Annotated in this window: 23 protein-coding genes; 8 read left to right on the top strand and 15 right to left on the bottom strand. The window is 62.5% G+C overall.

The window, feature by feature from the left end:
• The 8 genes from AO388_RS16600 to AO388_RS16565 form a co-directional block, all read left to right on the top strand.
• A partial coding sequence (locus tag AO388_RS16600; protein WP_058416772.1) for an ABC transporter substrate-binding protein occupies nt 1–1,374 on the top strand: 1,374 nt, incomplete at its 5' end.
• A gap of 101 nt (nt 1,375–1,475) precedes the next feature.
• Nucleotides 1,476–2,393: an ABC transporter permease gene (locus AO388_RS16595; RefSeq protein WP_002553855.1), complete on the top strand. Its 918-nt coding sequence runs from the start codon at nt 1,476–1,478 to the stop codon at nt 2,391–2,393.
• Between the two features lie 8 nt (nt 2,394–2,401).
• The gene (locus AO388_RS16590; RefSeq protein WP_003367201.1) at nt 2,402–3,310 is read left to right on the top strand and encodes an ABC transporter permease; all 909 of its coding nucleotides are present in this window, start codon (nt 2,402–2,404) and stop codon (nt 3,308–3,310) included.
• Nucleotides 3,311–3,326: 16 nt separating this feature from the next.
• Nucleotides 3,327–4,328, top strand: coding sequence for an ABC transporter ATP-binding protein (locus tag AO388_RS16585; RefSeq protein WP_058416771.1), 1,002 nt, complete (start codon nt 3,327–3,329; stop codon nt 4,326–4,328).
• Nucleotides 4,325–5,347: an ABC transporter ATP-binding protein gene (locus AO388_RS16580; protein WP_003367197.1), complete on the top strand. Its 1,023-nt coding sequence runs from the start codon at nt 4,325–4,327 to the stop codon at nt 5,345–5,347. The genes AO388_RS16585 and AO388_RS16580 overlap by 4 nt, the downstream gene beginning before the upstream one ends.
• Entirely contained in the window at nt 5,344–6,771 is a 1,428-nt protein-coding gene (locus tag AO388_RS16575; RefSeq protein WP_058416770.1) for a M20 family metallopeptidase, read from the top strand. The genes AO388_RS16580 and AO388_RS16575 overlap by 4 nt, the downstream gene beginning before the upstream one ends.
• A complete protein-coding gene (locus AO388_RS16570; RefSeq protein WP_058416769.1) occupies nt 6,768–7,919 on the top strand; it encodes a M20 family metallopeptidase in 1,152 nt (383 codons plus the stop codon). The genes AO388_RS16575 and AO388_RS16570 overlap by 4 nt, the downstream gene beginning before the upstream one ends.
• A gap of 122 nt (nt 7,920–8,041) precedes the next feature.
• Nucleotides 8,042–9,565: an amidase gene (locus AO388_RS16565; protein WP_054081824.1), complete on the top strand. Its 1,524-nt coding sequence runs from the start codon at nt 8,042–8,044 to the stop codon at nt 9,563–9,565.
• A gap of 62 nt (nt 9,566–9,627) precedes the next feature.
• Here AO388_RS16565 and AO388_RS16560 read toward each other — a convergent pair whose 3' ends face one another.
• From AO388_RS16560 to AO388_RS30355, 15 genes are all read right to left on the bottom strand, one after another.
• Nucleotides 9,628–12,003 carry a glucose/quinate/shikimate family membrane-bound PQQ-dependent dehydrogenase gene (locus AO388_RS16560; RefSeq protein ID WP_058416768.1) on the bottom strand — a complete coding sequence of 792 codons (2,376 nt, stop codon included), beginning with the start codon at nt 12,001–12,003 and terminating at the stop codon, nt 9,628–9,630.
• A 207-nt stretch (nt 12,004–12,210) separates the two neighbouring features.
• Complete coding sequence (gene phnP, locus AO388_RS16555) at nt 12,211–12,960, bottom strand: phosphonate metabolism protein PhnP (RefSeq protein WP_058416767.1); 750 nt, start codon at nt 12,958–12,960, stop codon at nt 12,211–12,213.
• Nucleotides 12,951–13,517, bottom strand: a complete 567-nt coding sequence (gene phnN / locus AO388_RS16550; RefSeq protein WP_058416766.1) for a phosphonate metabolism protein/1,5-bisphosphokinase (PRPP-forming) PhnN — start codon at nt 13,515–13,517, stop codon at nt 12,951–12,953. Before phnN ends, phnP begins: the two co-directional genes overlap by 10 nt.
• A complete protein-coding gene (locus AO388_RS16545) occupies nt 13,517–14,662 on the bottom strand; it encodes an alpha-D-ribose 1-methylphosphonate 5-triphosphate diphosphatase (RefSeq protein WP_003432916.1) in 1,146 nt (381 codons plus the stop codon). Before AO388_RS16545 ends, phnN begins: the two co-directional genes overlap by 1 nt.
• A complete protein-coding gene (phnL, locus tag AO388_RS16540; RefSeq protein ID WP_003367180.1) occupies nt 14,656–15,372 on the bottom strand; it encodes a phosphonate C-P lyase system protein PhnL in 717 nt (238 codons plus the stop codon). The genes AO388_RS16545 and phnL overlap by 7 nt, the downstream gene beginning before the upstream one ends.
• 41 nt (nt 15,373–15,413) lie before the next feature.
• The gene (gene phnK / locus AO388_RS16535; RefSeq protein WP_058416765.1) at nt 15,414–16,235 is read right to left on the bottom strand and encodes a phosphonate C-P lyase system protein PhnK; all 822 of its coding nucleotides are present in this window, start codon (nt 16,233–16,235) and stop codon (nt 15,414–15,416) included.
• Nucleotides 16,232–17,104, bottom strand: coding sequence for an alpha-D-ribose 1-methylphosphonate 5-phosphate C-P-lyase PhnJ (locus AO388_RS16530; protein ID WP_442963823.1), 873 nt, complete (start codon nt 17,102–17,104; stop codon nt 16,232–16,234). Before AO388_RS16530 ends, phnK begins: the two co-directional genes overlap by 4 nt.
• A gap of 11 nt (nt 17,105–17,115) precedes the next feature.
• Entirely contained in the window at nt 17,116–18,195 is a 1,080-nt protein-coding gene (locus tag AO388_RS16525) for a carbon-phosphorus lyase complex subunit PhnI (protein WP_058416763.1), read from the bottom strand.
• Nucleotides 18,195–18,791: a phosphonate C-P lyase system protein PhnH gene (gene phnH / locus AO388_RS16520; RefSeq protein ID WP_058416762.1), complete on the bottom strand. Its 597-nt coding sequence runs from the start codon at nt 18,789–18,791 to the stop codon at nt 18,195–18,197. The genes AO388_RS16525 and phnH overlap by 1 nt, the downstream gene beginning before the upstream one ends.
• Entirely contained in the window at nt 18,791–19,255 is a 465-nt protein-coding gene (gene phnG / locus AO388_RS16515; RefSeq protein ID WP_003367168.1) for a phosphonate C-P lyase system protein PhnG, read from the bottom strand. Before phnG ends, phnH begins: the two co-directional genes overlap by 1 nt.
• Nucleotides 19,256–19,269: 14 nt before the next feature.
• A complete protein-coding gene (phnF, locus tag AO388_RS16510; RefSeq protein WP_032609385.1) occupies nt 19,270–20,019 on the bottom strand; it encodes a phosphonate metabolism transcriptional regulator PhnF in 750 nt (249 codons plus the stop codon).
• A gap of 36 nt (nt 20,020–20,055) precedes the next feature.
• Complete coding sequence (gene phnE / locus AO388_RS16505; protein ID WP_058416761.1) at nt 20,056–20,844, bottom strand: phosphonate ABC transporter, permease protein PhnE; 789 nt, start codon at nt 20,842–20,844, stop codon at nt 20,056–20,058.
• A 28-nt stretch (nt 20,845–20,872) separates the two neighbouring features.
• Nucleotides 20,873–21,883, bottom strand: coding sequence for a phosphonate ABC transporter substrate-binding protein (gene phnD / locus AO388_RS16500; RefSeq protein WP_058416760.1), 1,011 nt, complete (start codon nt 21,881–21,883; stop codon nt 20,873–20,875).
• 44 nt (nt 21,884–21,927) lie between these two features.
• Nucleotides 21,928–22,761, bottom strand: a complete 834-nt coding sequence (gene phnC, locus AO388_RS16495) for a phosphonate ABC transporter ATP-binding protein (RefSeq protein WP_044308342.1) — start codon at nt 22,759–22,761, stop codon at nt 21,928–21,930.
• A gap of 241 nt (nt 22,762–23,002) precedes the next feature.
• The gene (locus tag AO388_RS30355) at nt 23,003–23,767 is read right to left on the bottom strand and encodes a methyl-accepting chemotaxis protein (protein ID WP_371124460.1); all 765 of its coding nucleotides are present in this window, start codon (nt 23,765–23,767) and stop codon (nt 23,003–23,005) included.
• Nucleotides 23,768–23,835 lie beyond the last annotated feature (68 nt).

Genomic DNA, 23,835 nt, shown 5'->3' with positions numbered 1-23,835 from the left:
GAAGGCGTGATCCTCGGTCGCCTGATCTGGGACAACTTGGTCTACCGCAACCCGGACAATGGCGAGTACCAGCCGATGCTCGCCACCAGCTGGAAACAGGTCGACGATACGACCATCGATTTCCAGCTGCGCCAAGGCGTGAAGTTTCACAACGGCGACCCGTTCACCGCAGATGACGTGGTGTTTACCCTCAATTATGTGGTGTCTCCAGAGTCCAAGGTGGTCACGGTACAAAATGTCGACTGGATCAAGAGCGCCGAAAAGCTGGGCGACTACAGCGTTCGTCTGCACCTGAAAAAGCCTTTCCCGCCTGCGCTGGAATACCTCTCCAACGCCGTACCGATGTTCCCGAAAAAATACTTCGAAGAAGTCGGGCTGGCAGGCTTCAGCCGTAAACCGATCGGCACCGGGCCTTACAAGGTGACGGCCATCGCCACCGGCGAAGGCGTGAAAATGGACAAGAACCCGGACTACTTCAAGGACAGCCCACAGGGTCAACCGAAGATCGGTCACATCGACTTCCGGGTGATCGCCGATGCCGAAACGCGTCTGGCCGAGCTGATGACCGGCGGCGTCGACTGGACCTGGCGGGTTGCGCCGGATCAGGCGGAAAACCTCAAGGCCATGCCCAATCTGGTGGTCACCAGCGGCGCGACCATGCGTATAGGTTTTCTGATTCTGGATGCGCGCGGCACCTCCAGCGCCGATTCGCCGATGAAACACCTGAAGGTGCGCCAGGCGATCAACCACGCGATCAACCGTGACGGGCTGGCCTCGCAACTGGTCGGCGGCGAGAGCAAGCCGTTGCAGGTCGCCTGCTACCCTGGCCAGTTCGGTTGCGACACCAGCGCAGCCACGGTCTACAACTACGACCCGGCAAAGGCCAAGGCGCTGCTCGCCGAAGCCGGCTACCCGAACGGCTTTGAAACCGAAATCTTCGCCTACCGTGACCGCGATTACGTGGAGGCCATCATCGGCAACCTGCGCGCCGTGGGCATCAACGCCAAGCTGCGTTACCTGAAGTACGCTGCTCTGCGTGATCAGCAGCGTGGCGGCAAGGTACCGATGTCGTTCCAGGCGTGGGGCTCGTTCTCGATCCTCGATACCTCGGCGTCGGCCGGCACCTGGTTCAAGGGCAATCCCGACGACAACATCAAGGACCCGCAAGTCCAGGGCTGGCTGCAGACCGCCGACAACGCGCTGGACCCGCAGGTGCGCAAGGACAACTACCGCAAGGCGTTGCAACGCATCAGCGAGCAGGCCTACTGGGCGCCGTTGTTCAACTACTCGATGAACTACGCCTATGTCTCGGACCTGAACTTCAAGCCTTACCCGGACGAGTTGCCGCGCTTCGTGCTGTCGAGCTGGAAATAAGCGCCTGACCAAGACCGTCGGCAGCCTGGCTGTGAGGCGCATGACGCGCCTTGCAGTTGGGTCAGCCACCCCGTCATTCCCTGAACACAAGGTCACTTGCCATGTTCGGATTTCTCTTGCGCCGCCTGGGCATTGCCCTGTGCGTAGCGATTACCGTGTCGGTGATCAGCTTTTCCCTGCTGCACCTGTCCGGCGATCTGGCCACTGCCATCGGCGGGCCGGAAGCCACCAGCGAGCAGATCGAACAGATCCGGGTGCAGTACGGCCTCAACAAGCCGTTGGTTACGCAGTATTTCGAATGGCTGGCCGACGTGGTGCGTCTTGATCTGGGCGACTCGTTCTTCTTCCAGGAGTCGGTTTACAACCTGATCGCCTCGCGCCTGTCGATCACCCTCGGGCTGGGCGCAATGGCCCTGAGTATTGCGCTGCTGATCGCCATCCCGCTGGGTGTGCTGGCCGCCGTGAAACGTGACACGTGGATCGATCGCCTGGCACTGAGCATCGCGGTACTGGGTCAGGCCATGCCCAGTTTCTGGTTCGCGCTGATGTTGATCGTGGTGTTTTCGGTCACCCTGAAATGGCTGCCGGTGTCGGGCAATTCGACCTGGGCGCACTTCGTGATGCCGGCCATCGCACTCGGTTACTACGCCACGCCCGCGATTATGCGCCTGACCCGTGCGGGCATGCTCGACGTGCTCAACTCCGATTACATCCGCACCGCGCGGGCCAAGGGCCTGCGCCCCGCCACCGTTCTGTTCAAGCATGCGCTGCGCAACGCGCTGATTCCGGTGGTGGCCCTCGCCGCGGTGGAGTTTGGTTTCATGCTCGGCGGCTCGGTGGTCATCGAGACGGTTTTCTCGCTGCAGGGCATTGGCCAGCTGGCCTGGGACGCGATTGCCCGTGACGACTTTCCGGTGGTGCAGGCGGTCGTGCTGTTGATCGCGGTGATCTACATCGTCCTCACCCTGCTGGCCGACGTGCTCAACGCACTGCTCGACCCGCGCATCCGCGTGAAATAGGAGGCCCCATGAGCACAACCACCTCATCGCCGCTGCTGATCAACGATTACCAGCCTCCGGCGCGCAGCGTCTGGCGCACATTACGCAGCAGCTTCGCGCATCGCGGCTTCGCCATCGGCGCGGTATTGCTGCTGATTATCCTGCTCGGCGCCCTGTTCGCGCCCTGGCTCGCCCCCTACGACCCTTATGCGCAGGACGTGATGCTGCGCATGAAACCGCCTGTCTGGATGGCCAACGGCACCTGGGACTACGTGCTGGGCACCGACAAACTGGGCCGCGATTACCTGTCGCGACTGCTCTACGGCGCACGCATCTCGCTGTTCATCGGCTTCTCGGCGGCACTGATTTCCGGCGTTATCGGCACCATCATGGGCCTGCTGGCCGGCTACTTCGGCGGCAAGACCGACGCGGTGATCAGCTACCTGATCACCACCCGCCTGGCGATGCCGGTGGTGATGATCGCGCTGGCCTCCGCGTCGCTGATCGGTGGCTCGCTGAAAGTGGTGATCGTGCTGCTTGGCTGCCTGCTCTGGGACCGCTTTGCCGTGGTGGTGCGCGCTGCCGTGCAGCAGATTCGCGACGCTGAATACGTCGCCTCGGCCCAGGCCTTGGGCTGCTCGACGCTGCGCATTCTGGCCAGCGAAATCCTGCCCAATCTGGTCGGCGCGCTGATCGTTGTCGCTACCCTGGAAATGGCTCATGCGATCCTCCTCGAGTCGGCACTGTCGTTTCTCGGGGTCGGCGTGCAGCCGCCCATTCCTTCATGGGGGCTGATGATCGCCGAGGGCAAACCGTACATGTTCTTTTCCCCTTGGGTCATCGCCATTCCCGGCGTCGCCCTGATGGTGCTGGTGCTGGGCATCAATCTGGTCGGTGACGGCCTGCGCGACCTGATCCTGCCCGACGGGCGCAACTGACAGAGGAGATACGCACATGGCGCTGTTGCATGTTGAAAACCTGCGTGTCGAGATTCCTCTCGGCCAAGACACGCTCCACGCAGTGCGCGGCCTGGACTTTCAGGTCGAGCGCGGCGAAATGCTGTGCATCGTCGGCGAGTCCGGCTGCGGCAAATCCCTGACTTCGCTGGCACTCATGGACCTGCTGCCGCGCAAGGCCCGGCGTACCGCAACGACACTGAGCCTGGGCGGCATCGACATGCTGACCCAGAGCGAGCGGCAGATGTGCGACCTGCGCGGCAACCGCCTGGCGATGATCTTTCAGGAGCCGATGACCTCGCTGAACCCGGCCTACAGCATCGGCGATCAGCTCAGCGAAGTGCTTACCCGACACCGCAAGGTGTCCCGCAAGGAGGCCCTGCAGCGCGCCGCGCAGATGCTTGAGAAAGTCGGGATCAGCAATGCGGGCGAGCGCCTGCGTCAGTACCCGCATCAACTGTCGGGCGGCCTGCGCCAGCGGGTAATCATCGCCATGGCCCTGATGTGCGAACCGGACGTGATCATCGCCGACGAACCGACCACTGCGCTGGACGTGACCATTCAGGCACAGATCCTGCGCCTGATCCGCGACATTCAGAAGGAGCTGGGTCTGGCCGTGATCTTCATCACCCACGACCTGGGGCTGGTGGCACGTATCGCCGACCGGGTTGCGGTGATGTACGCCGGACAGATCGTCGAAACCGCCCCGGCCATCGAGTTGTTCGAGAACCCGCAACACCCCTATACCCGCGGCTTGCTGGCGAGCATACCGATCCCCGGACGCACTCAACCGGGTCAGCCGCTGGGGTCGATTCCGGGGCTGGTGCCCAGTCTGGTCGGCGAACAACACGGCTGCGCATTTCGCAATCGCTGCCCGCAAGCGATCCCCGCCTGTGCCGACGACGTCCCGCCGATCAATAGCCACAACCATATGACTCGCTGCCTGTTTGCCGCAGCGGGTGCCGAACCTGTGTTTCACCGTGAGGGCGTACCGTCATGAATACCGCCGTGAAACAGGTCCCGACTGCCAGCGTCAAGAAAGACATCGCGCTGGAGCTGTGCGATATACGCCGCGAATTCAGCATCAGCCGTGGCTTTTTCAAACCCAATGCCACGCTCAAAGCCGTCGATGGCGTGTCGCTGCGTCTGATGCGTGGCGAAACACTCGGGCTGGTCGGCGAATCGGGCTGCGGTAAAAGTACCCTGGCGAAGATGCTGCTGGGGCTGCTTGCGCCCAGCAGTGGCGACGTACTGGTCAACGGCAAGCACCTCGCCGGCACCGACCGCAAGGAGATGGCGCGGCGCATTCAGCCGATCTTTCAGGACCCCTACTCGTCACTCAACCCGCGCAAGACCCTGCGCGAGATCGTCACGCTGCCGCTGATCGTGCATGGCATCGGCACCCCGGCCGAACGTCGCCAGCGCGCCGAAGCGATGATGGACGTGGTCGGCTTGCCCAAGCGCGTGATCGACAGTTACCCGAGCCAGCTTTCCGGTGGCCAGCGCCAGCGTGTGGCGATTGCCCGGGCGCTGGTGATGCGCCCGGATGTATTGATCTGCGACGAGCCGACTTCGGCGCTGGACGTTTCAGTGCAGGCACAGATTCTCAATCTGTTGCAGGACCTCAAACAGGAATTCGGCCTGACTTACCTGCTGATCAGCCATAACCTGGCCGTCATCGAACATCTGGCCGACCGCGTGGCGGTCATGTACCTGGGGCGGATCGTCGAAGAGCGCAGCCGCGAATCATTGTTCGCCCGGCCTGGCCATCCCTACACCCAGGCGTTGCTGGACTCGGTGCTGACCCCGGACCCGCACTTGGGCATTCCCGATCTGGGTTTGCACGGGGCCTTTCCCAATCCCATGTCGCCGCCGTCCGGCTGCGCCTTTCATCCGCGCTGCCCGGCCTGCATGCCCCAGTGCAAGGAAAAAGCCCCGGCCATTGGCCGCATCGAAGGCGGAACCGTTCGCTGCCACCTGCACGACACCTCAAAACCTCTGGAGCAGATGCCCTCATGAGTAGCCGTTCGCACGCCATCGAAAACGTCACTGAACAGTTCGACAACGGCGCGTTTTTCGCCCTGCTCGGCAAAAGCGTCGCCTACCCGACCCAGAGCCAGGAGGCCGAAAGCCTGCCCGAGCTGTATCGTTATCTTCATGAGTTCATCACCCCGCATGTCGAGCGTCTGGGTTTCAGCGTTGCCGTGCATGACAACCCGGTCGCCGGACGCGGCCCGCTGATGATCGCCACGCGCATCGAAGCCCCTGAACTGCCAACGCTGCTCAGTTACGGCCACGGTGACGTGGTTCGCGGCTATGACGCGCAGTGGCAGACAGGCCTGTCGCCGTGGCAGGTGATCGAACGTGGCGAGCGCTGGTACGGACGTGGCACCGCCGACAACAAGGGCCAGCACCTGATCAACCTCACGGCACTGGAGCAGACCCTCAAGGCGCGCGACGGCAAGCTGGGTTTCAACGTCAAACTGCTTCTGGAAATGGGCGAGGAAGATGGCTCCCCCGGCCTGAGCGCGTTCTGCCAGGCGCACGCAGAAGAACTCGCCGCCGACATCTTCATCGCCTCCGATGGCCCGCGCCTCGCAGCGGCACGCCCTACCCTGTTTCTCGGCTCGCGCGGGGTGTTCAACTTCGAGCTGACGGTAAACCTGCGCGAAGGCGCGCACCATTCCGGCAATTGGGGCGGTCTGCTGGCCAACCCGGGGATCATTCTGGCCAATGCCATCGCCAGCATGGTCGATGAGCATGGCCGGGTGAAAGTCGCGGGGCTCATGCCCAAGGCCATCCCCGACGCGGTGAAGGCCGCATTGGCGGATATCGAGGTCGGCGGCGGCCCTGGCGATCCGGACATCGACGCCGACTGGGGCAACCCGGCACTGTCGCTCAGCGAAAAAGTCTTCGGCTGGAACACCCTCGACGTGCTCGCCTTCAAGACCGGCAACCCGGACGCCCCGGTACACGCCATTCCCGGCAAGGCTCACGCGTTGTGTCACATTCGCTTTGTGGTCGACAGCGATTACAACGCGTTCATCCCCGCGGTGCGCGCGCACTTGGATGCCCATGGCTTCGATCGTGTCGAGGTCAGACAGACGCGCATGGACGTGATGCACGCCACGCGCCTGTCACCGGACAGCCCGTGGGTCGGCTGGGCGCTGGATTCGCTGGCCGCCACCACGGGCAAGAAACCCGCGCTGCTGCCCAATCTGGGCGGTTCGCTGCCCAATGACGTATTCGCTGAAGTGCTGGGCCTGCCGACGGTCTGGGTGCCACACTCATACCCGGCGTGCTCGCAGCATGCACCTGACGAGCACTTGCTGGCTCCGGTGGTCAAGGAGAGCCTGCAAATCATGGCCGGACTGTTCTGGGACCTGGGCACGGACGGCGCACGACTGACCCGGGAGCAGCGGGCACAGGAGCTGAGTGAATGAATGAGGCACAACTGCACGCCACCGCGTGGCTGGCCGAGCAATATGAGGCGATGGAAGCGCTGCTGCAGCGCCTGGTCGATACCGATTCCAACAGTTACGACAAGGCCGGCGTCGACGCAGTCGGTGACCTGCTCTGCGCACAATTGCAGGCCGACGGGATCAGCGTCGAACGTATCCCGGTTGAGGGTTTCGGCGATGTGCTGCTGGCTGAATTGCCCGGTGGCCCCGGCAAACCAGTGTTGTTGCTGGGTCATCGCGACACGGTATTTCCCAAAGGCACCACGTCCGCTCGCGGTTATACCAAAGATGCTGAACTGGCTTATGGCCCTGGCGTGGCGGATATGAAAGGCGGACTGGTGCTCAACTGCTTTGCGCTGAAGGCCTTGAAGCGCGCAGGCCCGCTGCCGTTCCCGGTGCAGATTCTGTATACCGGCGACGAGGAAATCGGCTCCGCCAGCGCTCGCACTCACATCGAACACTACGCCCGCCAGGCGCGCGCGGTGCTCAACCCCGAACCGGGACGCGCCAGTGGCAATGTGGTCAGCGCGCGCAAAGGCGGTGCCACGCTGATTATCGAAGTCAGCGGCCGCGCGGCGCATTCCGGGGTCAATCACGCCGACGGTGCAAGCGCCATTCAGGCGCTGGCGCACAAGGTGATCAAGTTGCATGCGTTGACTGATTACGCAGCGGGCATCACAACCAATGTCGGGCTGATCTCCGGCGGTACCTCCAGCAACACGGTAGCGCCCAGCGCCACGGCGAAGCTCGATGTACGTTTTGTCGAGCTTCGGCAATGGGAGGAAATACTTGCAGCCGTGCAAGCGATCGTCGCCGAAGAGGAACTGCCCGGCACGTCAGCCAGACTGCTGGAAGCCACCACCTTCCTGCCGATGGAAGCCCGGCACAGCACTGAACTGCTGAGTATTTATCAAGGTCTTGCGCAGGAACTGGGGTTCAGCGTGGAAGGCGAATTCACCGGGGGCTGCGCCGACTCGGGTTTTACCGCCAGCCTGGGGATCCCGACCCTGTGCGGCCTCGGTCCGGTGGGCGGCAAGGTTCACACCGACCGCGAGTACCTGGAACTGAACACCCTGGTGCCCAGAGGCCAGGCGCTGGTCGGGACGATACTGGCGTTGGGGGATGTTTGAAGAGACTGCCCACGTGTGCCCAATCTGGAAAAAGAGGCGCGACGCAGATGTGTGACGCAGAGCGTCACGAAATGCATTCCCACGCGGAGCGTGCGGAACGATGACATTCGGGAGAACACTCCATGCAAAATTCGTCCGAGCTGCTCGGTAAATCCGCCACCGAACTGCGTGCGCTGATCGGCAACAAACAGCTCTCTCCGGTGGAATTGCTGGACGCCTGTATCGAGCGGATTGAAAGTCTGAACCCGAAGCTCAATGCCTTCGCCGCGACCTGTTTCGAGCGCGCCCGCGACGAGGCACTGCTGGCCGAACATGCCGTCCTGCAGGGCAAGCCACTGGGGCTGCTGCATGGCCTGCCAATCGGCATCAAGGACCTGGAAGAAACCGCCGGGGTACTCACCACCTACGGCTCGCAACTGTTTCGCGACAACATTCCCGCGCAGGATAACCTGTTCGTCGCACGCCTGCGTGCTGCCGGGGCAATCGTGGTCGGCAAGACCAATGTTCCGGAACTGGGCGCAGGCGCCAATACCCGCAATGTGGTGTGGGGCGCGACCGGTAACCCGTTCAATCCTGAACTGAATGCCGGCGGTTCCTCGGGTGGATCCGCCGCCGCACTGGCCGTCGACATGGTGCCGTTGTGCAGCGGCTCGGACACCGGCGGTTCGCTGCGCATTCCCGCCGCGCTGTGCGGTATCGTCGGCCTGCGTCCCTCACCAGGGCTGGTGCCGAGCGAACGCAAGAAGCTCGGCTGGACACCGATTTCAGTGGTAGGCCCGATGGGTCGCAATGTTGCCGATACCCTGCTGCAACTGCGCGCCAGCGCCGGGTTGGGGCAGTCCGACCCGTTGAGTTATGCCATCGCCGCCGACGAGTTCGCACCGCGCCCGATCGACCTCAGCCAGCTGCGCGTCGGCTACAGCGAAGACTTCGGCACGTGTGCTGTGGATGACAAAATCCGTGCCGTCTTTCGGGAAAAGATCAGCGCCCTGAAATCGCTGTTCAAGTCCTGCGAAGCCATCGACCTGAACCTGACCAGCGCCCATCGCACCTTCGACGTACTGCGCGCCGAAGCGTTCGTCGCCGGGCTGCAGGACGCTCACGACCGCGATCCTGATGCACTGGGGCCCAACACCCGCGCCAATTTCGACATGGGTGCCGCGATGTCACTGCAGGACTGCGTCAAGGCGCATGGCGAGCAAAGCCGGATCTTTCGCGGCTTCCAGAAACAATTCGAGCACTACGACCTGATCCTCGCGCCCACCACGCCAGTCTCGCCCTTCCCCTGGAGCGAGCTGTACCTGCGCGAAGTCAACGGCGTGCCTCTGGACAATTACTATCGCTGGCTGGCGCTGTGCTACACCATCACCCTGACCACCAACCCCGCGCTGTCCCTGCCCTGCGGCACCGACCACAACGGCATGCCGTTCGGGCTGCAGGTGATCGGCGGGTTCCGCGGCGACGCAAAACTGCTCGCCTGCGCCGAAGCGCTTGAACAGGCGACGGCGAATGACCCACGTTTGTCTCGCCCACGCCCGGACCTACAGAAACTGCTGGCCTCGGCGGTCGACCTGACTCACATCGTCACGCATCCGCCGGTTTACGGCGGATCGAGAACGGGCAAGCCGGAGATTGGTGCGATGTGAAAGCGGCGCAGCACGATAAACAAGGCTGAGGGGCAGCATCTGCCCCTCAGAGGTGACATGCGTTACTTGGGTAACGCGTAGGCAATCACGTAATCGCCACGATCCGGCGATTGGCGGGCGCCGCCGGCGGTGAGCAGGATGTACTGCTTGCCGGTTTTGGGCGACACGTAGGTCATCGGGCCGGACTGGCTGCCGACTGGCAGACGGGCCTTCCAGATTTCATTGCCGTTGCCGCTGTCGAAGGCACGCAGGTAGAAGTCCTGAGTACCGGCGAAGAACAGCAAGCCCGACTGGGTGGACAACGAAGCGCCCAGCGTCGGCATGCCAATCGGAATCGGCAGGCCCATGCGGATGCCCATCGGGCCTGTGTCTTTCACGGTGCCGACCGGAACCTGCCACATCAATTTTTTGGTTTTCAGGTCAATTGCCGACATGGTGCCGAACGGCGGTGCCTGGCAAGGGATGCCGACGGCAGACAGGAAACGCTGACGCATGGCCCCGAAAGGAGTGCCGGTCTGTGGCACGACGCCCATTTCGATACCGCTGGCACCGGCGGCGATCTTGTCGCGCGGGATCATGTAGTTGGCCAGGCCCAGGCGCATGTCATTGACGAACATGTAGCTGTTGGTCGGGTCAACCGAGACACTGCCCCAGTTCATGCCACCCAGCGAACCGGGGAACTGCAACGCCGGGTCGAGCCCCGGTGGCGTGTAGACACCCTCGTGACGCATGCCTTTGAAGGCGATCCGGCACATCAACTGGTCGAATGCCGTGGCGCCCCACATGTCCGACTCTTTCAAGGTCTGGTTGCCGATCGACGGCATGTCCACCGAGAACGGCTGGGTAGGCGAATAGCGTTCGCCCGGCACGTTACCTTGCGGCACAGCGCGTTCCTCGACCCGCGAGATCGGCACGCCGGTTTCGCGGTTGAGCAGGAAGATCTCGCCCTGCTTGGTGACTTGTGCCAGTGCCGGCTGGGCACCGCCCTTGCCGTCCGGGATGTCATACAGCAACGGCTGCGCCGGAATGTCGAAGTCCCACAGATCGTGGTGAGTCATCTGGAAGCTCCAGCGCACCTGACCGGTCTTGACGTCCACCGCCACGACTGACGAGGACCACTTGTCATCCTGCTCGGTACGCGTCCCGCCGAAGAAGTCGGGTGTTGCGTTACCGGTCGGCAGGTAGATCAGGCCAAGCTTGTCATCGTAGGACATGGCCGACCAGACGTTAGGCGTGCCACGGGTATAGGTTTCGCCTGCGGGCGGACGTTTGGTGGTATTCGGATTACCCGGATCCCACGCCCAGACCAACTCACCCGTGTGCACGTCGTAGGCGCGTACTACCCCCGGTGGCTCACCGGTAGAAAAGTTGTCGGCAACACGACCACCGACAACCACTACATTGCCCGCCACCAATGGCGTCGAGGTTTGCTGGTAGTAGCCCTCCTTGACTTCGCCCATGTCGGTTTTCAGATCAACCACGCCTTGACTGCCGAAGTCCTTGCAGGTCTCGCCCGTCTTGGCGTCGAGTGCGATCAGACGCGCGTCGCCAGTCGGCAGGAACACGCGCGCGACGCATGCGCCTGATGGTGCTGGTGCATTGGCTGTCGCTGCTTCGGCTACAGGTGCCGCGAAGTAGCCCAAGCCTCGGCAACGTTGCCAGTTGGGCGCACTGCCCTGAGGATCGAATTTCCAGCGCTGTGTGCCGGTATCTGCATCAAGTGCGAAGACCTTGCCGTAAGCGGTGCAGGTGTAAACCGTGTCGCCGATTTGAAGCGGGGTGTTCTGGTCCTCTGCGCCGGCCCCGGTACTTTGCGGGATGTCGCCGGTATGAAAGGTCCAGGCAACCTGCAGCTTGTCGACGTTGCTTTTGTTGATCTGATCCAAAGCGGCAAAGCGATTGCCTGCCGGGGTATTGCCCCAGTGCGCCCAGTTCTTCTGCTCGGAGCCCGGAGCCACCGGAATCACATCAGGCATGCTGGCGGCGCTGACCACATGGCTCGGGACGAACATGTAACCGATGGTCGCTACAACACCAATGGCCAACAGACCGGCCAGGCCATAGGCACCGCGGCCTGCCTGAGCACCCGAGGCGCGAACCAGTGTCGGATAGATCAGTGCCACCACCAGGCCGATAACGGCGAAGGTCAATACTCGGGAAACCAGCGGCCAGTAATGCAGGCCTGCATCCCAGACAGCCCAGATGGCGGTCAGTATCAGGGCAATGCCATACAGTAACGCACCTTTGGGCTTGCGGGCGACGATCAGTGCACCACTGACCAGCATCGCCAGGCCCATCAGCAGGAAGAACCAACTGCCGCCAAGCGCTACCAGATAGCCACCGCCACCTGCCAGCCCGAGTCCGATCAAGGCGATCAACCCACCCAGTCCAGGCAGCAGAAACCTGCCGGCTGCCCCTGTATTTTGCGCATTTGTCATTTTTCAAACCTGTCGGATTTTCACAGGCGCGCAGAATGTACTAAACGGTTCATTAAGACAAATTGTCGCAGCCTGCCAGGCATGGATAAAGTCATGGCCGAGCGACATCAGGCAGACTCAGGTTACTGACAGGACCGGGCAAAGCCGCGGGGCGTCTGGCGCGATGGATTGCGGGCGATCAGCGAACAGAATTTTCGCGCCAGCGTCTTACAGGATCATCCTGTCCTGACCGACGAACACTTGATCAGGCAGTTGCCCCGCTCGCCCCATCAACCACGCATCCAGCGTATGGCCGACATGCGTCAGCACCGCTCTGCCCGGTCGCAGACACTCGATGGTTTGCAGCGCCAACGTCAAGTCGTTGTGATTACGTGGCGGCTGAGGCTGTGGAGGCATCGAGCAGTCGAGCACCAGCAGGTCCAGCGGTGCACGTTGCAGGTACTCGCGGGTGTCGTCGGGCAGGCCGACGGTGTCGGTCAGGTAGGCAAAACATTGCCCGTCGCCTTCGAACAGGTAACCGAACGTAGGTTTTGAGTGCGCCAGTGGCAGCGCTGTGACCTGCAACGCACCCAGTGCACGGCGTTCGAAGGCCGTGAATGGCTGGCTGAAATCCAGAATACCGGGGTGTTTGTAGAGGTCGGCCAAGCCTTCCGGATCCGCCGGGCCGTGGACCGGAATCACCAGCCCCTGGCCCCAGCGCAGGTGCAACAGCCCCTGCGCATGGTCGGCGTGATAGTGCGTCTGCAGAATCCCGCTCAGGCTGCGCGGTGGAAAACGCTCGGTGAGGTCGGTCAGGCCGCTGTCGATCAACCAGCGTTGGTCGGCGCACTCGATCAGCGCGCTGCACGGCAAGCGGCGCAGATCATGGTCGGCCCGCGCGGCAGCACACGCCACGCACTGACAACCGTAGACCGGCACCTGTCGGGCGTCACCGGTGCCCAACAGGGTCAGGCGCATGCGTGACGCTTGTCGAGCAAGCCAAGCAGCGTGGCAACGGTGTGTTGCAGATCAGCGGAATTATCCAGCGGGAAAACCTGCGGATTGCTCGCCAGCAAATCTCCGGCAAAGCGCGAGTTGCGCGCAAGGCGCTCCTCGATTTCCGCGAGGCTTTCCCGGTTGCGCGCCAGCAGGCGCTTGCGTAACATCTCCTGATTGACGGTCAGCAACACCGCCAGCAGCGTGGGATAGCGCGCCTGCGCCTTTTGCAGATGCGCCCTGGAGCCGTTGATAAGGACGTCATGGCCTTCCAGCAGCCACTGATCGATCTCGACGGGAATGCCGTAGTGAAGACCATTGGCCTGCCAGCTCAAGGCGAACGCGCCTCGCTCGCGCATCTGCTCGAACTGCTCGACGGTCACCGCCTGGGCTGCCTCGCCCACCGCTTCGGCGGAACGGGTGATCACCCGCCGAACGACCCGGCAATCACGTTGCGCCAGGGTATCCCGGGCCGCGTCCAGCAGGCTGTCCTTGCCTGATCCGGACGGCCCGATGAGATAGATCAACCTGCCAACCATCAAAACACCCTCTTGCCTTGTCGCCAGACCCTGTCGATAACCGGCAGGCCGGCATGATCACGCGCCTGGATCAGATCAGCGCGCAGCCCCACACGTATTTCACCACGATCCGCCAACCCGGCAGCCACGGCCGGCGTACGGCTGACCATGTTGATCGCCTGCGGCAGGTCACATGCGTTGTCCTGAGCGGCGAGCATGAATGCAGACTGCAACAGGCTGGCCGGGTAGTAATCGCTGGACAGAATATCCAGCAACCCGTCACGGGCCAGCGATGCTGCCGCCACGTTACCGGAGTGCGAGCCGCCGCGCACGATGTTCGGTGCGCCCATCAACACGCTCATGCCCAGTTGCCGACAGCCACGGGCCGCTTCGAGCGTGGTCGGAAACTCGGCGATGTTCATGCCGAAACCTGCCGACTCCTCGACATGCGCCATGGTTGCATCGTCGTGACTGGCAATCGACAGGCCGCGCGCCAGGCACAGTTCGACAATCGCACGCCGGTAACGGTCGGCGTACTCGTTGGAGTTGGCCACCTGTTCAACGATGAAACGGTCCATTTCCTCATTGTTCATGTGGTACTTGCCCATGTAGTACTCACGGTACTTGGACTCCAGGGCAAACTGACGCTGGCCGGGCGCGTGGTCCATCACCGAGACCAGTTGCACCAGTGGCTGGTCCACCAGATCGCGAAACACGCTCAAGGTGTCCGGGTGACTGACCTCGCAGCGCAGGTGCAACACGTGCTCGGCGCGAGTCAGGCCTGCCGCATTGGCGTCGGCAATCGCCTGTAGCATGGCGGGCAATTGCTGCATGCGCTTGCCTTTGGGGTTGATGTCGCCGATCGACAGCGCGTCGAACACCGTGGTGATGCCCGCCGCGACGATTTGCGCATCGTGGCTGATCACCGCCGACATCGACGGCCAGTCGACACCCGGACGCGGCGACAGGTGCTTTTCCAGGTTGTCGGTGTGCAATTCCACCAGCCCCGGCAGGAGGTAATCGCCCTGCATGTCCTGGGCCTGACTCAACTGGCTGCATCCACTCTCGACCTCGGCAATCAGGCCGTCACGGACCACCACAGTGCCGGTGAATACCTGCTCGGCCGTCACCACGCGGGCGTTACTGAAAACCTGTTCATTCAGCATTGCAGCAACTCCTTGGCGGTAAGGTCCACCGGGGTCATGTCGAGTTGACGATTGGCGACAGCGTCACGAGCGTCGCGGTCATGGAAGATACCGATCAGGGCGGCACCGGCCTGTTTGGCCTCGTCGACCAGTTCCAGCACCACCCGGCGATTGGCGTCGTCCAATGACGCAGTCGGTTCGTCGAGGAGCAGCACCGGCCACGGCACCATGAACGCGCGCGCAATGTTGATGCGCTGCTGTTCGCCACCGGAAAACGTGCTGGGCGCCAACGGCCACAGGCGCTGCGGAATATTCAGCCGCCCCAGCAGCAGTTGCGCGCGCTCCTGCGCCTGCTCACGGGACCAGCCGCGCGCCAGAGCCGGTTCCATGACCACGTCCAGGCTGGACACACGCGGAATCACGCGCAGGAACTGGCTGACGTAGCCGAGCGTTTTGCGCCGCACCTCAAGCACCTGGCGCGGGGTTGCGCCGACCAGCTCGGTCCACTCGCCTTCATGCTGCACGCGAATGCTGCCGGCGGCAGGCAGGTAGTTGCCATACAGGGTGCGCAGCAGCGTGCTCTTGCCCGCGCCGGATTGCCCGCTGAGCACCAGGCATTCGCCGGCGCGCACCGAGAAATTCAGGCCGCGCAGCACATTGAGGACCACGCCGTTGTGCTGATGCAGGGTGAAGGTTTTCGACAGGTCACGGACCTCGATCAAGGTTGTCATCGGGCTCACCTCATCTGTACAGGCTGTTCGGACGGTGCGACTCATGGCTGCAATACCGAGGACACCAACAGTTGCGAATACGGGTGTTGCGGGTCATCGAGAATCTGGTCAGTCAGGCCGCTTTCGACCACTTCCGAGCGACGCATGACCATCAACCGGTCGGCGAGCAGCCGCGCGACCGCCAGATCGTGGGTGACGATGACCACGGCCAGATCCAGCTCCCGCACCAGGCCGCGCAACAAGTCGAGCAAGCGGGCCTGCACCGACACGTCGAGCCCGCCGGTGGGTTCGTCCATGAACACCAGTCTGGGGCTGGAGACCAGATTGCGGGCGATTTGCAGGCGCTGCTGCATGCCGCCGGAAAAGGTCCGCGGCAGGTCGTCAATGCGCTGCGGATCGATCTCCACCTGGGTCAGCCAGTCCAGCGCGGCACCCCGCAACTGCTGATAATTACGTACCCCCTGCGCCATCAGACGCTCGCCGATATTGGCGCCGGCCGACACGCCCATGCGCAGGCCATCGCGCGGGTTCTGTTCGACAAAACCCCACTCGGTGCGCAGCAAGGTGCGCCGCTGCGCCTCACTGGCGCTGTACAGGTCGAACCAGTCGCCCGCCTTGCTGCGATAGTCGATGCTGCCGCGGTCCGGCGGGCAACGTCCGCTCAACAGCGAGAGCAGCGTGGATTTCCCCGAGCCGGACTCGCCAACGATGCCAAGCACTTCGCCGGGGTACAGATCGAAACTGACGTCCTGACAGCCCTTCTGCACACCGTACAGGCGAGTCAGGCCGCGTACCTTGAGCAGCGGCTGCACCGCCTCAGGAAGGCGCCCGCCCGCCGCGTCCAATGAACGTGCACTGATCATCGGTCGTTCTCCTGCTGTTTGACGCGCTGGGCGCAGTAATCGGTGTCGGAGCAGACAAAGCTCTGTGTCCCGGCATCGTCGAGAATCAGCTCGTCGAGAAAGGAATCATGACTGCCGCAGATCGCACAGCACTGCTCCCAGCGCTGCACCTCGAACGGGTGATCTTCAAAGTCCAGGCTTACTACCTGCGTATACGGCGGCACGGCGTACAGACGCTTTTCGCGCCCCGCACCGAAGAGCATCAATGCCGGGCTCATGTGCAGCTTGGGGTTATCGAATTTGGGAATCGGCGACGGGTCCATCACGTAGCGTTCATCGACCATCACCGGGTAGGCGTAACTGGTGGCGATATGGCCGAAGGTGGCGATGTCCTCGTAGAGTTTGACGTGCATAACGCCATAATCATCCAGCGCGTGCATGGTCCGGGTCTCGGTTTCCGAGGGCTCGATGAAACGCAGCGGCTCGGGAATCGGCACCTGATAGACCATGATCTGATCGGCCTGCAGCGACGTTTCCGGGATCCGGTGACGGGTCTGGATGACGGTCGCCTCAGGCGTGCGCTCGGTGGTGGCAATGCCGGCAGTGCGGGCAAAGAAACGCCTGATCGAGACAGCGTTGGTGGTGTCGTCAGCGCCCTGATCGATGACCTTGAGCACATCATCAGCGCCCAGGATCGCAGCGGTCAGCTGCATCCCGCCAGTGCCCCAGCCATACGGCAGCGGCATTTCGCGCCCGCCAAACGGCACCTGATAACCGGGGATCGCCACCGCCTTGAGCAAGGCGCGACGAATCATGCGTTTGGTCTGCTCGTCCAGATAAGCGAAGTTGTAGGCCTCATCCCGTGCAGGCCTTTGCTGTGCGGTGTTCATCGGTGCATTACTCATTGGTCGCTCCCCGGTTTCGGTGCAGACTTGCGCAGCTTGCGGATCAACTCCAGTTCGGACTGGAAATCGACGTAATGCGGCAGCTTGAGGTGCGAGACGAAACCCGCCGCTTCGACGTTGTCGCAATGCGCCAGGACGAACTCTTCCTGCTGGGCCGGTGAGCGGACTTCTTCGTTGAATTCCTCGGCGCGCAGCGAGCGGTCCACCAGCGCCATGCCCATCGCCTTGCGCTCCGCGTTGCCGAAGGCAAGGCCGTAACCCCGGGTAAACTGCGCGGGTTCGCTGGCCGAGCCGACGAACTGATTGACCATCTCGCATTCGGTGACTTCGATGTCGCCAATCGCAATCGGGAAGCCCAGTTCTTCAGGTTCGATCCAGACTTCCACCTCGCCGATGCGGATTTCCCCGGCGAACGGGTGATTGCGGCCATAACCGCGCTGGGTCGAATAACCCAGCGCCAGCAGGAACCCCTCATCGCCACGCGCCAGCGCCTGCAGGCGCTGGGCACGATTGGACGGATACTCCAGCGGTTCACGGGTGATGTCCGCCACGCGCTCACCGTCGTCGACTTCGGGCTTCATAAGCCCTTCCTTGGCCAGCAACCCGAGCACTCGCGGACAGGGCTCAAGGGTGGCGTGCGGGGTAACTTCCGGGCCCGGGTGCTCGCCTTCGGCCAGCAAGGTGAAATCCAGCAGGCGGTGGGTATAGTCGAAGGTCGGCCCCAGCAATTGACCGCCGGGGACGTCCTTGAACGTGGCCGACAGGCGACGGTTGAGCTGCATGTTCGAGGTGTCGATGGGCAGGCTGGCGCAGAAGCGCGTCAGCGTGGTGCGATAGGCGCGCAGCAGGAAGATCGCTTCGATCAGATCGCCCGCCGCTTGCTTGATCGCCAGCGCAGCCAGTTGCGGGTCGTACAGCGAACCCTCGCTCATGACCCGCGCGACCGCCAGCGGCAGTTGCTGGCGGACCTGCTCGACGTCGAGTTCGGCAATGCCGGTGTCGCCACGACGCCTGCTGGCCAGCAGACGGTGAGCGTTATCAATGGCCTGTTCGCCACCCTTGACCGCGACGTACATCAGGCACACTCCTGCACGCGGGTGCTGCGTGGCAAGCCGAGCAGTCGATTGCCAGAGACAAAGAACACATCCAGCCCGCAAGGGAAGACATTACGTGCTTCACGTGCAGCCCAGAAACCTTCATCCAGCGGCAACGCCACCGAATGGTGTCGCTCGATGCCGGGACCGCTCCAGGCAAGCATCCGCCCGCCTTCCAGGTCAGGCAGCTGGATCAGCAAGGTGCAGGATTGATCCGGGTAGCGATCATTGCCGGTATCAAAATCGTGCAGCTGCAGAGCAGTCGATGCATCGAGCAACGCGAAGCGGGCCGCGTGCCGGTCAGTGACAATCGGGCTGCCGCAATGAAAGGCAATGTTTGCGCGAATCGCCGGGGTATCGAATGCCGGCGCCAGCCACACTGGCGTGTCCAGGTCCAGCAACGCCAGGCACAGGGCATGGGTTACACTGTCCAGGCCCTGCAAGGCCGGCGGTTGGTGCGCGGTGGGCAGGGTCTGAATCACGCCCGGCCCGGACAACACCTTGAGGGCGACGCGAAAACTGCGCTGGGCGTCCAGTACCGGATCGGTGAAGGCAGGTTGCAAAAGGACGGCATTCATCAGTCTTCTCCTCGGACCAGGGTAAAGAATTCGACTTTGGTGGCAGCGGCCTCCGCGTCCTTGCGCGCCCGACGCTCGGCTTGCGCACGCGCCAGCGGCTCGATCAGTTCGGACAGCCACCAGGCCTGCTGCGCGCCCTGCAAATGCGCGTCGGCCAGAGCCGCCAGTTCGGCGTGGCGCTTGTCGCGTCCGGCCAGATAGCTGTAGCCGGTGCGACCATCGGCCAGACGCACCACACAGCGCGTCACACTCATTTCGCCGAGGTTGAAAGCTGAACCGGTGCCGCCCATACGGCCCCGCACCAGGGTCATGCCGATTTCCGGAGCGCGGATCATCTGGTAATCGGTGTCGCGCAACGCCGCTTCGTGACGCTGCAATCGCTCGCGACTCGGCTCATCGACATGGGCACGTGCCAAGACGCCCATCCAGTGCTGACGTGCGGCTGTTTCAGGGGATGCTTGCATGGAACACCTCGGGGTCAGTCCGTCGTTGGGTGGCCAGCCATCTGGCTGTCGGCAATCGGGTTGAATGCCACTTGGTACTGGAAGCGGTCTGAACGGCTGACCGAGCGTGAAAGCTCTACGGGCCGCCCCGACCGGTCACACGAAACCGTCAACACCGTCAGCGCAGGCATGTGTCGGGGCATCAGCAGCAACCCGGCCTCTCCGCGGGACGGCAAGCGGGCACCGATCAGGCTCTGTGCACGGCTCAACGGCAACTCGCGCTCGGCCAGGTACTGGCGCACCGAGCCGCCCTGATACTCAGCCAGCAACTCGCTGTAACGGGCGCTATAGCGATGGCAGATCAGACTCACGGCCTGCCCGTCCAGCTTGCGCAAGGTCTGCAGTTCAATCAGTGGCGCATGCTCAGCCAGCCCCAGATGCAGCGCATCTTCCTGGCTGGCGAGGCATTCGCGGCGCACCAGCAGCACCGCCTCGACCCCAATGCCCTGCGCCGACAGCGACTTGCTATAGGCGCTTTCGGCCTGCATCGGGTAGATCAACGGGCGTTCCAGTACCTGAGTGCCCTTGCCCTGGCGGCGCAGCACACTGCCCTCGCGGACCAGTTCGTCGACAGCACGGCGAATCGTGTGGCGGTTGACGCTGAAGCGTTCGGCCAGCTGAAACTCGGCGGGCAGGTAATCGCCAGGCAGGTACGTGGCCAGCTCGTCACGCAGCGTCTCGGCCAGTTCCAGGTACATCGGCTCAGCTTGTCTAGACAACTGCATGGTTAAAAAAAGTGTTCATTGAACACCCCTCTTCTGTCAGATGAATTGCTTGCGCAGGCGCTGCGACATGATGTCGATGACGCTTACCACAACGATGATCACCAGCAGCACGGCGCTGGTCTGGACGAACGCAAAGGCGCGAATGTTTTCCCAGAGGATAACCCCGATGCCCCCTGCGCCGACCATCCCGACCACGGTTGCCGAGCGCACATTGGATTCGAACCGGTATAGAGCATAGGAGATCCACAGCGGCATGACCTGCGGAATGACCCCGTAGATGACTTCCTGCAAGGCGCTGGCACCGGTGGCGCGCACCCCTTCGACCGGTCCGGGCTCTATGGCTTCGACAGCTTCGGCGAACAGTTTGGCGAGGACCCCGGTGGTGCTGATCCACAGTGCCAGCACCCCGGCGAACGGCCCCAGCCCGACGGCGACCACAAACAGCATCGCGAACACCATCTCGTTGATCGAACGAAAAGCGTCCATGCAGCGCCGCAGCGGCAGATGAATCCACCACGGCGTGATGTTCTCGGCGCACAGGATGCCCAACGGTATCGAGCAGACAATCGCCAGCGTCGTACCCCAAAGGGCGATCTGGATAGTCACCAGCATTTCCTTGAGGTAACTGCGCCACTCACGGAAGTCCGGAGGGAAGAAATCGGCGGCGAATGTGGCCATGTTCGACGAGTCGCGAACCAGTGCCATCGGGTTCATTTCTGCGCCCTGCCAGGCCCAGGCCAGTGCAGCGAGCAACAGGCCCCAGCCCAGATAACGGGACCAGTTGGCTTTGCCTGCAACCTGGGCGTAGGCAACGTGAGTGGTCATGACGAACTCCTGATCGTGAACGGCTGGCTCAACCTGCGGAGCTGCCTGCGGTTTTCTGGTTCAGCTCAGTGATACGCTCCTGCAACTTGCTCAGGCTGGCATCGATATCCTTGAGACGGGCAGTTTTCTCCTGGGCGTCCAGCGTGGTGCTGGCAGCCACTTCGGTGCGCTGCTTGAACAGTTCGAGCTGGCGGATGGGCAGCAATTGGTCATCGCTGGACTTGAGAAACTTGCCCATCTGCATGTTCTTCAGGACGGTTTTCTCTTCATCGGTATTGCCATAACTGGTGAAGAACTCACGAATCTTTGCCTTGTCCTTGTCCGACAGCGCCTTGCTCCAGACAATCGGGTCGGCCGGGATCAGCGGCGATTTCCAGATCACCTTGAGTTGCTCGACCTTGTCGGGTTGGGTCACAGCCAGGCGATCCCAGCTTTCGGTATTGAAGGTCGCAACGTCCAGCTGCCCCTTGGCAACACTCAGGGCGTTGACTTCATGACTGGAGTTCAAGGTGCGCTTGAAGGCAGTGGACGCATCGACGTGGTTTTTCGCAAACACGTAATAACCTGGCACCAGATAGCCCGAGGTGGAGTTCGGGTCGCCGTTGCCGAAGGTCAGGCTCTTGGCATTCTTGAGCATGTCTTCGACGCTATTGATCGGGCTGTCCTTGCGCACGATCAGCAGGCTCCAGTAACCCGCGTCACCGTTGGCGGCGGAGGTCTGGGCAAAGATCTCGCCGTTGGAGCGGTCCACCGCTTCCATCGCCGCCTTGTTGCCCAGCCAGGCCACGTCCACCTTGTTGAAGCGCATGCCCTGAATAAGGCCGGCGTAGTCCGAAGCGAAGGTGGCATTGACCTTGAGACCGGTCTTGCGGCTCATGTCATCGAGAAACGGCTGCCAGATACTTTTCAGGTTTTGCGAAGACTCGGTGGACATGATGCCGAAATTGATGGCTTTTTCTTCTGCGGCCTGGACGGTGCCCAACGCGCAGGCAGTCAGCAAGGCGGCAGAGGCGAGAAGACGACCGATACGCTTGAACATGCAGGCTCTCCGGAAAATGTCAGGTGGGGGATGTTGAAAGGACGTCAGACCTTGGCCAGCGTCAGGCTGGCTTTTTGCCGCACGCGCCGGCTTCGTTCGGTGATCATCAGACTCGCGTCCGCGTCTGCACCGTAGAGGTCGTTGAGGAACTGTTTGCTGAGCTCCTGCGCCAGGCCATCAAAATGAATACGCCCGGATTTGAGCGCCACCGCACGCGGGCAATAGCGCACGGCATAATCGACCTGATGCAGGGTCACCACGACCGTCTTGCCGTCGCGGCGGTTGATGTCGGCGAGGATTTCCATGACGCGGCGGGCCGATTCCGGGTCCAGTGAGGCAATCGGTTCATCGGCGAGGATCACTTCGGCGCGCTGGGTCAAGGCGCGGGCAATCGCTACCCGCTGCTGCTGCCCGCCGGACAGGGTCGAAGCCCGTTGCGCGGCAAGGTCCGCCAGCCCGACCCTTTCCAGCGCGGCCATTGCACGCTGTTTTTCCTCGTTGTTGAACAGCGCCAGACTGCCGCGCCAGCGTGGCATGCGCCCCAGACAACCGAGCAGGACGTTGTCCAGCACGCTGAGGCGATTGACCAGATTGAATTGCTGGAAGATATAACCGATATCGGCGCGCAGACGTCGCACCTGGCTGTTGAGGCGGCCGGAGGACTGAACCTCGCGGCCCAATACCTGAACCTGACCGCCATTGCTGCGATCACAGCACGCCAGACCGGCGAGATGCCGAAGCAGCGTTGACTTGCCCGAACCGGAAGCGCCAATCAGCGCGACCATTTCACCAGGTTGTATAGACAACGCGAGATCAATGAGAGCGCTTTTGTGGGAAAAGGTCTTGTTCAGGCCTTGTACATGAATGGCTTCGTTCATGAGGCTTCTCGGTCTGTGCACGACCCGGGACAGGTCGCATTTGGTTGTCAACCAAACTGAACCTGTGTTGTTGCAGCCTCATGAACCGCGAGTGACCAAGTGATAACAGTTTGTCACCCATCGTGTGGCAACGGACAGCGGTGGGACCCTCATCCGCTGCATTGCCACGCTGAAGCATTGGGACTGAAAGAAGCCCAGGCAGCCGCTCCCGGTACTGCGGAGCGGCGCAAACGCAGCCGGATCAGATCCTGAAGCTGCCCACCAGCTGCTGCAGACGCGCAGCCTGCTCTTCCAGCGAGTTGCAGGCATCCAGGGTCTGGCGCAGGTTGTCGACGCCCAGCTGGTTGAGGGTGTTGATGTGAGTGATGTCGACATTGATCGACTCGACCACCGAGGTCTGCTCTTCAGTTGCCGCCGCGACCGACTGGTTCATGCCGTTGATCTCTTCGATGCGGCGGGTCACGCTGCTCAGACGCTCGCCGGCCAGGTTGGCGATGCCGACGCTGTCCTCGCTCTGACGCTGGCTCTCGGTCATGTTGGTCACTGCTTCGCGAGCGCCGACCTGCAGCTCTTCGATCATGGTCTGTACTTGCTGGGCAGAATCCTGAGTGCGGTGCGCCAGGTTGCGCACCTCGTCGGCCACTACCGCAAACCCGCGCCCTGCTTCACCGGCACGCGCCGCTTCGATGGCGGCGTTGAGCGCCAGCAGGTTGGTCTGCTGGGAAATGCTGGTGATCACTTCAAGAATCTGCCCGATGTTGGCGGTCTTGCCATTCAGGCTTTCGATGTTCACGCACGACTCGCTGATCTTGCCGGACAGCTCGTTCATCGCCTTGATAGTCTGCTGCACAACGTTCTGACCGTCGCTGGCCAGGCCGCTCGCATCGCTCGACTGCTGCGAGGTGCGCGCCGCATTCTGGGCGATTTCCTGGGCAGCGGCACCCAATTCGTTGATCGCCGCTGCCACGCTTTCAGTGCGATTGGCCTGCTGGTCGGAGTTGCCCATCGACGCGTTGGAGACCTTGACCACCCGGGTGGCAACCTCGCCCAATTGCGCGGCAGTCGAAGCCACTT

Source organism: Pseudomonas sp. ICMP 10191, from assembly GCF_001467335.1.
Lineage (GTDB): Bacteria > Pseudomonadota > Gammaproteobacteria > Pseudomonadales > Pseudomonadaceae > Aquipseudomonas > Aquipseudomonas cerasi.
This window is presented reverse-complemented; position numbering and strand designations above follow the sequence as displayed.

Coding starts and splice junctions, on each gene's coding strand:
- phnK (WP_058416765.1), bottom strand. CDS start 16,235: ATGATCAGTGCACGTTCATTGGACGCGGCGGGCGGGCGCCTTCCTGAG.
- phnD (WP_058416760.1), bottom strand. CDS start 21,883: ATGTTCAAGCGTATCGGTCGTCTTCTCGCCTCTGCCGCCTTGCTGACT.
- AO388_RS16565 (WP_054081824.1), top strand. CDS start 8,042: ATGCAAAATTCGTCCGAGCTGCTCGGTAAATCCGCCACCGAACTGCGT.
- AO388_RS16525 (WP_058416763.1), bottom strand. CDS start 18,195: ATGTACGTCGCGGTCAAGGGTGGCGAACAGGCCATTGATAACGCTCAC.
- AO388_RS16590 (WP_003367201.1), top strand. CDS start 2,402: ATGAGCACAACCACCTCATCGCCGCTGCTGATCAACGATTACCAGCCT.
- AO388_RS16530 (WP_442963823.1), bottom strand. CDS start 17,104: ATGAACACCGCACAGCAAAGGCCTGCACGGGATGAGGCCTACAACTTC.
- AO388_RS16570 (WP_058416769.1), top strand. CDS start 6,768: ATGAATGAGGCACAACTGCACGCCACCGCGTGGCTGGCCGAGCAATAT.
- phnN (WP_058416766.1), bottom strand. CDS start 13,517: ATGGTTGGCAGGTTGATCTATCTCATCGGGCCGTCCGGATCAGGCAAG.
- phnF (WP_032609385.1), bottom strand. CDS start 20,019: ATGCAGTTGTCTAGACAAGCTGAGCCGATGTACCTGGAACTGGCCGAG.
- AO388_RS16560 (WP_058416768.1), bottom strand. CDS start 12,003: ATGACAAATGCGCAAAATACAGGGGCAGCCGGCAGGTTTCTGCTGCCT.
- phnE (WP_058416761.1), bottom strand. CDS start 20,844: ATGACCACTCACGTTGCCTACGCCCAGGTTGCAGGCAAAGCCAACTGG.
- phnP (WP_058416767.1), bottom strand. CDS start 12,960: ATGCGCCTGACCCTGTTGGGCACCGGTGACGCCCGACAGGTGCCGGTC.
- phnG (WP_003367168.1), bottom strand. CDS start 19,255: ATGCAAGCATCCCCTGAAACAGCCGCACGTCAGCACTGGATGGGCGTC.
- AO388_RS16585 (WP_058416771.1), top strand. CDS start 3,327: ATGGCGCTGTTGCATGTTGAAAACCTGCGTGTCGAGATTCCTCTCGGC.
- AO388_RS16595 (WP_002553855.1), top strand. CDS start 1,476: ATGTTCGGATTTCTCTTGCGCCGCCTGGGCATTGCCCTGTGCGTAGCG.
- phnL (WP_003367180.1), bottom strand. CDS start 15,372: ATGACAACCTTGATCGAGGTCCGTGACCTGTCGAAAACCTTCACCCTG.
- phnH (WP_058416762.1), bottom strand. CDS start 18,791: ATGAATGCCGTCCTTTTGCAACCTGCCTTCACCGATCCGGTACTGGAC.
- phnC (WP_044308342.1), bottom strand. CDS start 22,761: ATGAACGAAGCCATTCATGTACAAGGCCTGAACAAGACCTTTTCCCAC.
- AO388_RS16545 (WP_003432916.1), bottom strand. CDS start 14,662: ATGCTGAATGAACAGGTTTTCAGTAACGCCCGCGTGGTGACGGCCGAG.
- AO388_RS30355 (WP_371124460.1), bottom strand. CDS start 23,767: ATGGGCAACTCCGACCAGCAGGCCAATCGCACTGAAAGCGTGGCAGCG.
- AO388_RS16575 (WP_058416770.1), top strand. CDS start 5,344: ATGAGTAGCCGTTCGCACGCCATCGAAAACGTCACTGAACAGTTCGAC.
- AO388_RS16580 (WP_003367197.1), top strand. CDS start 4,325: ATGAATACCGCCGTGAAACAGGTCCCGACTGCCAGCGTCAAGAAAGAC.